An 11,803-nucleotide genomic window follows, 5' to 3' on the forward strand; every position below is an offset into this window, starting at 1 on the left:
GAGGCGAATTTGGAAGAGTTTAGTAGAATCAAAAGACTACCTCCCTATGTCTTTCAGGTCGTCAATGACCTTAAGATGAAGCTCAGAAGAGCTGGTGAGGACATAATCGATTTGGGTATGGGTAACCCTGATATTCCAACCCCAGATCACATAGTTGACAAATTAATTGAGGCCGCCCAAAACGGAAAGAATCACAGATATAGCGCGTCCGCTGGTATACCGAAATTAAGATTGGCGTTTGCGAATTGGTGGCAGAGACGATATGGCATAGAGCTGGACCCGGATTCAGAGATCGTGGCCACCATGGGAGCCAAAGACGCTTTGGCTCATCTTGTCCTGGCTATCGTTAATCCAGGAGATGTAGTTTTTGTGCCTTCCCCAACATATCCTATCCACCCATACTCAGTGGTTATCGCCGGTGGGGATCTAAGGCATATACCGATCAGACCGGACCGTGATTTCTTTGAAGATCTCAAGGCTGCGGCCCGCTTGACCTGGCCTTTGCCAAAACTGTTGATCATTTCATTCCCTCACAACCCCACAACAATGGTTGTGGACGAAGATTTCTTCAAACGCATTGTTGAGTTTGCGCACGAGTACAAGATCATGATCATTCATGACTTTGCTTATGCGGATTTGACCTTCGACGGGTACAAGGCTCCAAGCTTTCTTTCTGTTCCCGGAGCTAAAGAAGTTGGAATCGAGACATTTTCATTGTCAAAGAGTTATTCAATGGCCGGTTGGCGAGTTGGTTGCGCCGCGGGTAACCCCCAGATGATTGATGCTCTTAGAAGACTTAAAAGCTATATAGATTATGGGATGTTTCAACCTATTCAAATTGCCGCCATTATAGCTCTGAATGAAAATCAGGATTGCGTGTCTGAAATCGTTTCGGAATATAAAGATCGTAGAGATGTGCTCTGTTCAGGGCTTCTGGACTGTGGGTGGTCCATAACTCCACCGAAAGGCACGATGTTTGTGTGGGCGGAGATACCGGAACAGTTTAGAAATATGGGGTCACTTGAGTTTTCTAAACTTATGACAGAAGAAGCGAAAGTAGCGGTAAGTCCCGGGATTGGGTTTGGACCTTTTGGAGATGAGCATGTAAGATTTGCGCTTGTGGAAAATCGCATGCGTATCCATCAGGCTGTTCGTGGAATCAGACATTTTCTCAACAAGAACGACACAGACTCGCCGGAGGGGGAGATCCCCATGCCACAGTCAGTTGGGCTTTAAAGTGAACCCAATACTTCAGGCTGATTTTTCAATGTTCAGATAGAAATCTTTAACTATTCGTTATGGATTATTTAAACGGGTGCCTTTTATGGACGAGATTTCGATAGGCTTAATTGGTTTTGGAACCATCGGTAGTGGCGTAGCTCAAATCCTGAAAGAGAATCAGGGGATTATCGAGGCTAGGACAGGCTTTAGGATCAATCTTAAACGCATCGCTGATCTTGATGTTGATACTGATCGAGGTGTGGAGATTGACAGGTCAATTCTTACAGCCGACGCTTATGAATTACTCAGAGATCCGGAGATATCTGTTGTAATTGAACTCATTGGCGGCTATGAGCCTGCGCGGACTTTTATCCTGGAAGCTCTACGAAATGGGAAATCGGTTGTCACAGCGAACAAGGCGTTATTGGCCGAACACGGTCCGGAGATTTTTCAGGCCGCTAGGGAAAATGCTACGGACATAGCTTTTGAAGCGGCTGTGGCAGGTGGAATACCTATCCTAAGGTCGTTTAGAGAAGGTCTGATAGCCAACAAATTTGACAAGATTCTCGCTATCCTGAATGGGACCTGCAACTTTATCCTTTCAGAGATGACGCGAAATCCAGGCGCCGAGTTTCGCCATGCGCTCCAAAAGGCGCAGGAATTAGGTTACGCAGAGGCCGATCCAACATTAGATATAGAGGGTATTGATTCGGCCCACAAGTTGACTCTTGTTCTAGCGCTCACTCACGGGATTTATGCCCCCATAAAAAATATCCACGTTGAGGGAATCACCCAAATAGGATCTTTTGATTTAGTAATGGCGCGTGAATTTTCTTACAAGATCAAATTGCTCGCCATGATAATTCGTCATGGGGACAGGGTTGAGGTTAGACTACACCCGACAATGCTTCCCGAAACTCACCCTCTTGCTCAAGTCGATGGCGTGTTTAATGGCATTTTTTTGCGTGGTGACATGGTTGGAGATCAATTATTTTATGGTAGAGGCGCAGGACGTGAACCTACAGCATCAGCAGTAATGGGTGATGTGATTGAACTGATTAGGAACAAGACTCTTGGTAAAGCCGGCAGAGTTCCTCCTCTGGGATACCCTGGCCCTCTGGCGTCAATGGAGTCTGTCCTGGACATGAATGAGGTGGTGACCAATTACTATATCCGTATTCAAGCGATTGACCGACCTGGAGTGTTGTCCAAAATAGCCGGCATAATGGCTGATCATAACATTAGCATCCATTCAGTCGTTCAAAAGCGTCGTGACCACTCCGGCGCAGGAGCGGTCCCTGTGGTTTTCATAACACATTCCGCCAAAGAGGCCGATGTAAGGCTTGCAAAAAACGAAATCGGAAATTTGGATGTAGTTACTGAACCACCAACTATTATAAGAATCGAAGATGAAGATCTTGATTGAGAACCGGATTTGTATCTGATTCTCCTCAATCCAAGATATTATGGAAAGTTTCAGGGTCAATGGAGATAAATGATGTGGAAAGGTATTATAAGGGAGTATCCCGACTTTTTTAATTTTTCCAACGATAAACATGTCATAACCATACTCGAGGGAAATACGCCTCTGATACCAGCCCCGCGGCTCGCGGAAAAGATAAACCCGAAGGTATCGATCTTCCTGAAGTTTGAAGGCCTGAATCCAACAAGCTCGTTCAAAGATCGAGGCATGACCATGGCTGTTTCCAGGGCCGTAGAAGCCGGATCAAGAGCGGTAATATGCGCCTCCACCGGAAATACATCCGCTTCCGCCGCTGCTTACGCTGCTAGAGCGGGTATCAAGGCTTTCGTAGTGATACCCGAAGGGAAAATTGCCCTGGGTAAACTGGCTCAGGCTATGATTCACGGCGCCACAGTGATAAAGATTCTTGGAAATTTTGATGACGCTCTGAATATAGTTAAACAAATTTCGGACGAACACCCTATAACTTTAGTAAACTCCTTGAATCCTCACAGGATTGAAGGCCAGAAATCAGGGGCCTTTGAAATATGCGACACACTTGGAACAACCCCGGATTATCACTCCCTGCCAGTTGGAAACGCAGGGAACATAACGGCCTACTGGGCTGGGTACAAAGCATATTTTGACTGTGGGAAAATCAGGAGTCTTCCCAAAATGATCGGTTTTCAAGCTGAGGGAGCTTCTCCCATTGTCCAGGGTAGAATCTTTGAAAAACCGGAAACCATTGCCACTGCCATAAGAATAGGCAATCCCGCTTCATGGAAGAAAGCTGAACAAGCCCGGGATGAGTCTGGCGGCCTTATTGACAGCGTTACAGATGATGAAATACTTGAAGCCTACAAAATGGTCGCATCACTGGAGGGAGTTTTTTGTGAACCTGCGTCAGCCGCTTCCATTGCAGGTCTCATCAAGAAGAGCGCTCAAGGGCTTTTCGCTGGTGGAGAACGGATCGTATGCACCTTGACGGGGCATGGTTTGAAAGACCCTGACAACGCTATTAAAGTTTCTACTGAACCGGTAACCTGCGAGCCGGATACCAAGAAGGTGTTAAATGTCCTCGGATTCTAACATGAAATACTTGATAATTGTTCCTGACGGCATGGCTGACTCGTTTGATAATTCTTCGGATCCTACGTCATTGGAGTCGTCCAAAACCCCATGGATGGACAAAATGGCCTCCTACGGAAACATTGGGACATCAATAACAATCCCTGAGGGTATGGCCCCTGGCAGCGACGTCGCGACATTATCCCTGATGGGATACTCAGCGGCCGACACTTACACGGGAAGAGCGCCTTTTGAAGCGGCTTCCATGGGAATCAAACTGAAGCCTAGTGACTTGGCCTTTCGTTTAAATCTGGTTACGTTGGACAGGAATTTCACCATTATGGCCGATCATAGCGGCGATCATATTTCGACGCCCGAAGCTAAAGACCTTATCGGATCATTGGCTCTTGAAATTGAGTCACTCGGGTTTGAAGTTTTCCCTGGGATTTCTTATAGAAATCTGCTGGTCTGGGAGGATGGACCGGACGACATAGTCACTCATCCGCCCCATGATTTTCCAGGTGAACCAATAGCCCATTATCTTCCTTCGGGAAAAGGTTCTGAAAAATTGCTTCGGCTTATTGTCAAATCATGGAGGATTCTGGATAAACATCATGTTAACCAACGCCGACAGAAACGCGGACAGGGCCCTGCAAATTCCGTATGGCCTTGGGGTCAGGGCAAACCGCCTCAATTAAAAACTTTGAAGGAACGATTCGGGGTGACCGGAGCTGTTGTCGCAGCGGTAGACCTGGTGCGAGGCATTGGCAAGTACGCTGGTCTTGATGTGATAGATGTTCCAGGCGCAACAGGATATCTTGACACAAACTATGAAGGAAAGGTTCAAGCCGCTATTGACGCTCTTGGTACCCATGATTTTGTCTTGTTGCATATCGAAGCTCCTGACGAGGCAGGCCACTCCGGTCAGATGGACCTTAAAATAAAAGCGATCGAAGATTTTGATCAAAGGGTCGTGGGACCTGTTCTGAAAGAACTGGAAGCATGTGAAAATTGGCGAATATTACTGGCTCCGGATCATCAAACCCCTGTCGCAAAGAGAGTTCACAGTTCAGGTCCAATCCCATTCTTGTTACTGGATTCTGACTCGTGGAGAAAATCAGATGGGTCGGACCAAGCCAAGTTCACCGAAAGGGCTGCCGCCGATTCTGGAATTAAAGAACCACTGGGTATGAATTTGATTGAGGTCCTTTTCGGTCGCAGGAACCTTCAGGGGTAGGTTGCAGTGTGATAACCGACTTCATTTTAAGTCATGAAGCCTCTATAAGGTTTGTTTTCTTCATTTCCATATTCGTTGTAGTCGCCTTTTTTGAAACCAGGCGCCCGCGCAGACAATTGACCGTCTCAAAAACCGGCAGATGGATAATTAATTTGGGGATTGTCTTTATAGACTCTATTGCGCTGAGGATATTCTTTTCCGCAGGGGCTGTCGGTTTGGCGTATTGGGTGGATCAACACGGATGGGGAATAATGAACTTCCTCGGGTTCCCCTATTTTGTGAGCGTTGTAGGTAGCATTCTCATATTGGATTTTGTAATTTACCTTCAGCATGTGTTGTTTCATGCGGCCCCGGCGTTTTGGCGCTTACATATGATCCACCACGCTGATCTGGATTTTGACGTTACTACCGGCACACGATTTCACCCTATTGAAATTCTGCTTTCAATGATAATAAAATCTGGAGCCATATTAGCCTTAGGCCCACCGGTTCTGAGTGTGCTTCTTTTCGAGATCTTGCTTAATGGAACAGCCATGTTCAATCATAGCAACATAAAGCTTCCTGAGCGGTGGGATCGGATTCTAAGACTTTTCGTCGTAACCCCGGACATGCATCGAGTTCATCATTCTATCTTTCCAAATGAAACAAACAGTAATTTTGGTTTTAATTCTCCATGGTGGGACAGGCTACTCGGGACTTACAAACCTCAACCCAGATCAGGACATGAGGCTATGACCATAGGCCTGAATCAGTTTCGAGACCCCAACCGCTTAACTCTTCCAAAGATACTTATACTTCCGTTTGTCGGTAATCCGGGAATTTACGCTATTAACCGCAGGGGCCAAGTATTCACTAAATCTGAATGATTACATTTTTTGAATCAAGATATTGACCAGCTAATGAATTACCTTAAAAATACGATCCCATCTGATTTGCGCCATATCCGGAGCTGAATAGTAGATCAGGAACGCTTTTCCTTTCACATCTTCCAAAGGCACAAAGCCCCAGAACCGGCTGTCGTGGCTAAAATCCCTGTTGTCTCCCATCATAAAGAGAAAACCCTTCGGGACTTTCACAGGCGGCATGTTGTCTCTTGGATTGAGGTCTCCCGGCATGACCACATTGCTGTTAAATCTCGCCTGAGGTGTATCGTACTCTTTTCCATTTATGAAAACCTTTTTGTTTCTTATCTCAACGGTGTCCCTCCCAACCCCGATTACTCTTTTAATGAAATCCTTCGTGCGGTCTTCGGGGTAGATGAAAACAATAACGTCACCTCTCTGTGGTTGAAAAAGATCCGGAAACCTATAGCTAGTGAATGGAATCCTAATTCCATAAATCAGCTTATTCACCAGAATATGGTCACCGATGAGTAAAGTGGGCTCCATTGAGCCTGATGGAATTTTGAACGCCTGAACAAATATGGCTCTTATGATTATAGCCAAAATTATGGCTACTACTAGAGCTTCGCTGTATTCTTGAAAGGTCGTCCTTGGGGACTTTTTGTGGGGTTCTGGAACACTTAAAGGTTGAGCCATTTTCTTCTCTTTCGGTCTGATCCGCTTTTGAATAAGCGCCAAGATGAAATTATATAGGACATGCTACTGCAGGTGTAAATGGGAACAGGGCAAAGGGCGTCAAAAAACGGTTTGGGCTGGTTCCATTATTTAAGACATCATCAATGATTTCAGTAGATAACCTCAGTTAAAAATTCATTCCCCTGCCAAAAAAATGAAACCGGAGGGGAGAAGTTTTTCCTCACCCCCCGGTCCACCGGTTTAACAGGCCCCTCCCTCCCCCGAGGTTGAGGCCGGGACCTTGCTATCATTAGAAGACTTAATAGTCAAGTTATTCTTGCAAGTATACGCCATTTATTCACAAAAAACCTGACCTTTTAAGTATAAGCGGCAATACGTACGCTTAGGGATTACTGACAACATGAAGGCGCGGAAAAAGATTGTTATCAAGAGAACGAAGCAGCCCCGCCTAAATAGGCCTGCTTCACTTTTGGGTTCCTTAGTAGTTCGTGACCGGGACCTTCCAATATAATTGTTCCATTCTCCAATAAAAACGCGTAGTCCGCAATTTTGAGAGCAGCGTTTGCGTTCTGTTCAATCAGAAAGATGGTCACTCCCTCGTTTCTTATCTTTTCGATAATCCTGAATACATCCGCTACGATCATAGGGGCAAGCCCAAGGGAAGGCTCATCCATCATCAACAAACGGGGCTGAGACATCAGGGCTCTACCAATAGCCAGCATCTGCTGTTCCCCACCCGATAAAGTGCCGGCCATCTGTTGACCGCGTGACTCGAGCACAGGAAATATGTCATAAACCTGCCCAAACAAGCTATTCAGTCTTTTCTTTTCCCTAGTATAATACGCTCCCATAAGAAGATTTTCACATATAGTAAGGTTCGCGAAAACTTTCCTTCCTTCAGGAACGTGGACCAACCCCAGTCGTTGAATTTTATTGGGAGCAATATTTTTAATAGGTTTGCCCTCAAACAGAATCGCTCCGGCTTGCGCTTTAGCCAATCCTGACACTGTGCGAACAGTCGTGCTCTTGCCTGCGCCGTTAGCCCCTAAGAGTGTAACGATTTCCTTGGCCCCGACTTCGATCGAAACGCCTTTCAAGGCGTGGATTCCTCCATAATTAACATGCAGGTCTTCAATTTGAAGCATGGTCTTCCGTTACGCCCTCAAATTCAGCTCCTAAATATGCGGTTATTACTTGTTTGTCATTTTTTATCTGGTCTGGAGTTCCCCACGCTATTGGACGGCCATGATCTATTACCCTTATCTTGTCGCACACTCCCATGACAAAACTCATGTCATGATCGATCAATCCTATTCCAATAGACAGATCCTTTCTTAGCCTTAATAAAAAATCTCCGAATTCCCTGGTTTCAGTCGGATTCATGCCGGCTACCGGCTCATCCAAAAGTAGAAGCTTCGGGTCAAGGGCCAGAGCCCTGGCTATTTCGAGTTTTCGCTGGCTCCCATACGGGAGTGAATTGGCTCGCTCTAAGGCAAAGCTTTCCAGGTTCATGAGTTCCAACAAATCATACGCTCTAGATCTAATTCTTGACTCATCCCTTGTGAATCGCCCAAGACCCATTATCGCTTCAACAAAGGAATAGGAAATTGATGAATGAGCGGCGATCATGACGTTTTCAAGCACGGAAAGGTCTTCGTAAAGTTTTATATTTTGAAAGGTCCTGGCTATACCGTTGCGAGCGATTCGAGAAGGGGGCCATCCAGTAATCTCTTGACCACAAAAAAAAATGGAACCCGATGAAGGTCTTATTCTGCCGCTCACCGCATTGAAGGCGGTGGTCTTCCCAGCGCCGTTTGGACCGATTAATCCTATGACTTGATTTTGTTGTATTTCAAGACACAGGTCACTCAGAGCCTGAACTCCTCCAAAAGAAATCGATAAATCTCGGATTTCCAGCAGTGTGTCCATTGTATGTTCAGGCCCTCATAGAGCCAACTTTTCTCATAAACCAGCCGAGAAAACCATTCCACGTAAATTCGGACTTTCCCATTATGCCGCTTCTAGCAAAAAGCATGACCAGAATAAGAATGAACGAGAATATGACCATCCTCATGCCTGGGATTCCTTCGTATTGAAACCCGAACAAACTTGAAGGTTCTTCGAACACTCGAAGCGCTTCCCCTCCCCAGGTAATAAGCACTGCCGCAAGAACAGATCCGGTGGTGCTCCCAAGCCCACCGATAACGATGATGATCAGCAGGTTAAACGTGAACATAAATGTAAAAAGAGATGGCGAAATTGTGGTAATCAGGTGAGCCAGTAATCCTCCTGCTACTCCTTGAAAGAACGCGCTGAAAGTAAAAGCGAATGTTTTTATGCGAAACGAGTTTATGCCCATGGCCTCGGCCGCTGTTTCATCTTCTCTAACCGCTTTCATGGCTCTTCCATAAGATGAATTCACAAGCCTGACTGTACAAAAAATCGTGAAAACACAGACCCCCCAAGCCCACCACAGGTTCGTATATGGGATCAAGCCCTTTAATCCTAATGAGCCGTTGGTTAATGACAGAGAATTATTGGCCAGTACTTGAATCACTTCGCCCAACCCTAAAGTTACAATTGCCAAATAGTCTCCGCGAACCCTAAAGACAGGCACGGCCATGAACATGGCTATCAGGGCCGTAACAATCCCCGCAAATAGTAAAGAGACGGCGAAAGGGACCGATATCACGGACAAAGGCCACAACATCGGTTCGATTATGAACGATCTCAATTTTTCATCCGGGGATAACGTCAAAATTGCGCTTGTATATGCGCCTATTGCCAGAAATGCGTTAGGGGCCAGGGAAAATTGCCCCATTACACCATTGATGAGGTTGTAGCTTACGGCAAGAGTTATGAAAATGGCTATATTTTCCAGAATACGAATTGAATATTGATTGAAATTTTGCTCTGCATGAAAAAGAAACGCAAAAAGTATCATCAAGCCGGCAATTGTAAGAATCCGGTTGTGGGAGCTTCCCCACATCACGGATTTCTCCATCGTGTTGGAACCTGGTTCGACCACGAGTCAATCCGGAAGACGCTCGCCCATGATGCCTGTAGGGCGAGTCAAAAGAATGATTATCATCAGAAAGAACGCTATAGCGTCACGGTAGCCTGACCAGTCCGGTTCAAAAGCGACTATCAACACTTCGGCCAAGCCAAGTATCAGGCCCCCTAGAGCCGCTCCCGTGATGTTTCCTATGCCCCCTAGCACAGCCGCTACAAAAGCTTTTAGTCCTGGAATAACCCCCATGAACGGTTCTACAGCGGGATATTTCATGCACCACAGGATTCCCCCAGCAGCCGCCAATGCCGACCCTAACGCAAAGGTGAAAGATATTACCCTATCTTTGTCGACCCCCATGAGCATGACTGTCTCCATGTCCCTCGAAAGGGCTCTCATTGCCATACCTATACGGGTCTTTTTGACCACAACTATACAAACAGCCAGCAAGACTAGCGTGGTTACAAGAATCCAGATTGAAAGCGCAGGAATACTTACTCCCCCCAAAATCAGCGACCCCTCAAAAAGTTTTGGTATTGGGAACGATTTTGGTCTCCCCCAATGATTACCAATCCCAGATTTTCCAGCAAAAAAGACACGCCAATCGCCGTTATCAGGGCATTGATTCTAGGACTTTTTCGAATGGGCTTGTAGGCGCCTCTGTCGATCAGGATCCCGAGAAGGGCTGTGAACAAGACAGAACCAGCGAAAGCCAAAGGCCACGGCGCATTAAAAATGACTACTCCGAAGAAACCTACATAGGCGGAAACCATCAGCAGGTCACCATGAGCGAAGTTTATGAGACGTAACACCCCGTATACCATGGTGTAACCGATGGCCAACAGCCCGTATAGGCAGCCTAAAGTAAGTCCATACACGAGTTGTTGAAAGAAAAAACTTAAATCCAATATTGGATCCAGCTCCTTTGAGGGTTCAGGGGAATCATGGCATGATTGTGGTCACGTAAACAAATTTTCCGTTCTCAACTTTGTTGACCACCATAGGTTTCACAGCATTACCATCCGGTTTAATAGTGATCTTACCAGTCAAACCTTCGAAATCCTTAGTCGCGCTAATGGCATCCCTGATTTTTTCAGGATCGGTTGACCCCGCTTTTTTAATGGCTTCTACAACTATGAAATACGCGTCCGCTGATTGCGCAGTGTATGAGTCAAGCTCTTTCCCGACTGTCTTCTGGAAAAGCTCGTAAAATTTCTTTCCTAATGGGGTGTTTATAGTATCGACATGAAAATGGGCCGTGAAATACAAGCCTTCTACAGCTTTGCCTCCTAATTGTATAAGTTCAGGAGCCTGGACTCCGTCACCTGCCAATATGGGAGTATTCAAGCCCATTTCCCGGGCTTGCTTGGCGATAAGAGCGCATTCGGTGTAGTAAATGGGAGCGTATATTATATCAGGTTTAACTGACTTTATCCTGCTCAATTGTGGAGTGAAGTCTCTATCTCCCATTTTATACATCGTTTCCGATATTATCTTTCCACCACCCTTGGTAAACTCGCGCTGAAAAAACGTCTTTAACCCTACACAATAATCCTGAGAGATATCATAAATGATTGCTGCGGTTTTGGCGTGAAGTTGGTCCAGCGCCAATTTTGCAGCTACGCGCCCCTGTTCCGGATCTATGAAACACACCCTGAATACGAATTTCTTGCCTTGATTTACGAGAGGATTAGTAGCGGTGGGGCTAACCATTGGAATTTTCGATCTCTCTGCATGATCCGACGCAGCTATCGTATTGCCGGATATAAGCTCGCCAATTATCGCGACAACCTTATCTTTTTCGATCAACCTCGAAACAGCGTTCGCCGAGTCAACCTTCTCCGATTTGGTGTCGGCAAGTTTGATTTCGATGGGTCGTCCTAGCGCTTCCGGCTCTATTTGCTTAGCCGTATTTATCCCATCCCAGGCCATTTGTCCGAAAGCGGCCACACTGCCGGTCATAGGTAACAACGCGCCAATATTGATCGGTTCGGCAGCCATGGCCCACGACATCATGCTTAAACACAAAGCCGTAATTACCAGCAAAAGCCGAGGCATATAGCACCTCCTTAGATTTTTATCGCTGAATCTCCGTTTGAAAATGGCTAAATCGACCCGGCGCTAGTTGTCGGAACAAGACTTGAACCGCACCCGATTTCTTGGACATTACTTAAGCCTCAGGCTGCTTGTCTTGTCAATTGATGATGTCTGTATTCCACAGGGCTCATGAATCCCAGCCTTTCTAGTCGCCAATAATTGTTGTAGGT

General features: G+C 46.1%; 12 protein-coding genes. 5 read left to right on the forward strand and 7 right to left on the reverse strand.

Annotation, left to right across the window (positions count from 1 at the left end; genetic code table 11):
- Nucleotides 1-9 precede the first annotated feature (9 nt).
- The 5 genes from WC647_08875 (at nt 10) to WC647_08895 (ending at nt 5,854) form a co-directional block, all read left to right on the forward strand.
- Entirely contained in the window at nt 10-1,236 is a 1,227-nt protein-coding gene (locus WC647_08875) for an aminotransferase class I/II-fold pyridoxal phosphate-dependent enzyme (GenBank protein ID MFA6222416.1), read from the forward strand.
- An 88-nt stretch (nt 1,237-1,324) separates the two neighbouring features.
- Nucleotides 1,325-2,647: a homoserine dehydrogenase gene (locus WC647_08880; GenBank protein MFA6222417.1), complete on the forward strand. Its 1,323-nt coding sequence runs from the start codon at nt 1,325-1,327 to the stop codon at nt 2,645-2,647.
- A 72-nt stretch (nt 2,648-2,719) separates the two neighbouring features.
- Nucleotides 2,720-3,772, forward strand: coding sequence for a threonine synthase (gene thrC, locus WC647_08885; protein MFA6222418.1), 1,053 nt, complete (start codon nt 2,720-2,722; stop codon nt 3,770-3,772).
- Nucleotides 3,756-4,988: a cofactor-independent phosphoglycerate mutase gene (locus tag WC647_08890; protein ID MFA6222419.1), complete on the forward strand. Its 1,233-nt coding sequence runs from the start codon at nt 3,756-3,758 to the stop codon at nt 4,986-4,988. Before thrC ends, WC647_08890 begins: the two co-directional genes overlap by 17 nt.
- A gap of 8 nt (nt 4,989-4,996) precedes the next feature.
- On the forward strand, nt 4,997-5,854 hold the full coding sequence (locus WC647_08895) for a sterol desaturase family protein (protein MFA6222420.1): 858 nt from the start codon (nt 4,997-4,999) through the stop codon (nt 5,852-5,854).
- A 30-nt stretch (nt 5,855-5,884) separates the two neighbouring features.
- Here WC647_08895 and lepB read toward each other — a convergent pair whose 3' ends face one another.
- The 7 genes from lepB to WC647_08930 all read right to left on the reverse strand — a co-directional run bounded on the left by lepB (nt 5,885) and on the right by WC647_08930 (nt 11,594).
- Nucleotides 5,885-6,526: a signal peptidase I gene (lepB, locus tag WC647_08900; GenBank protein ID MFA6222421.1), complete on the reverse strand. Its 642-nt coding sequence runs from the start codon at nt 6,524-6,526 to the stop codon at nt 5,885-5,887.
- Between the two features lie 425 nt (nt 6,527-6,951).
- Nucleotides 6,952-7,671: an ABC transporter ATP-binding protein gene (locus tag WC647_08905; protein MFA6222422.1), complete on the reverse strand. Its 720-nt coding sequence runs from the start codon at nt 7,669-7,671 to the stop codon at nt 6,952-6,954.
- Nucleotides 7,658-8,455, reverse strand: a complete 798-nt coding sequence (locus WC647_08910) for an ABC transporter ATP-binding protein (protein ID MFA6222423.1) — start codon at nt 8,453-8,455, stop codon at nt 7,658-7,660. Before WC647_08910 ends, WC647_08905 begins: the two co-directional genes overlap by 14 nt.
- Before the next feature lie 7 nt (nt 8,456-8,462).
- Nucleotides 8,463-9,515 (reverse strand): branched-chain amino acid ABC transporter permease, encoded by a 1,053-nt coding sequence (locus WC647_08915; GenBank protein ID MFA6222424.1) that lies wholly within the window; start codon nt 9,513-9,515, stop codon nt 8,463-8,465.
- A 42-nt stretch (nt 9,516-9,557) separates the two neighbouring features.
- On the reverse strand, nt 9,558-10,043 hold the full coding sequence (locus tag WC647_08920; GenBank protein ID MFA6222425.1) for a branched-chain amino acid ABC transporter permease: 486 nt from the start codon (nt 10,041-10,043) through the stop codon (nt 9,558-9,560).
- 2 nt (nt 10,044-10,045) lie between these two features.
- Entirely contained in the window at nt 10,046-10,444 is a 399-nt protein-coding gene (locus WC647_08925) for a branched-chain amino acid ABC transporter permease (GenBank protein ID MFA6222426.1), read from the reverse strand.
- Nucleotides 10,445-10,478: 34 nt separating this feature from the next.
- On the reverse strand, nt 10,479-11,594 hold the full coding sequence (locus WC647_08930; protein ID MFA6222427.1) for an ABC transporter substrate-binding protein: 1,116 nt from the start codon (nt 11,592-11,594) through the stop codon (nt 10,479-10,481).
- Between the last annotated feature and the right edge of the window lie 209 nt (nt 11,595-11,803).

It is taken from the genome of Desulfomonilaceae bacterium (assembly GCA_041662605.1).
Lineage (GTDB): Bacteria > Desulfobacterota > Desulfomonilia > Desulfomonilales > Desulfomonilaceae > CAJBEZ01.

Coding starts and splice junctions, on each gene's coding strand:
- lepB (MFA6222421.1), bottom strand. CDS start 6,526: ATGGCTCAACCTTTAAGTGTTCCAGAACCCCACAAAAAGTCCCCAAGG.
- thrC (MFA6222418.1), top strand. CDS start 2,720: ATGTGGAAAGGTATTATAAGGGAGTATCCCGACTTTTTTAATTTTTCC.
- WC647_08930 (MFA6222427.1), bottom strand. CDS start 11,594: ATGCCTCGGCTTTTGCTGGTAATTACGGCTTTGTGTTTAAGCATGATG.
- WC647_08905 (MFA6222422.1), bottom strand. CDS start 7,671: ATGCTTCAAATTGAAGACCTGCATGTTAATTATGGAGGAATCCACGCC.
- WC647_08910 (MFA6222423.1), bottom strand. CDS start 8,455: ATGGACACACTGCTGGAAATCCGAGATTTATCGATTTCTTTTGGAGGA.
- WC647_08880 (MFA6222417.1), top strand. CDS start 1,325: ATGGACGAGATTTCGATAGGCTTAATTGGTTTTGGAACCATCGGTAGT.
- WC647_08890 (MFA6222419.1), top strand. CDS start 3,756: ATGTCCTCGGATTCTAACATGAAATACTTGATAATTGTTCCTGACGGC.
- WC647_08915 (MFA6222424.1), bottom strand. CDS start 9,515: ATGTGGGGAAGCTCCCACAACCGGATTCTTACAATTGCCGGCTTGATG.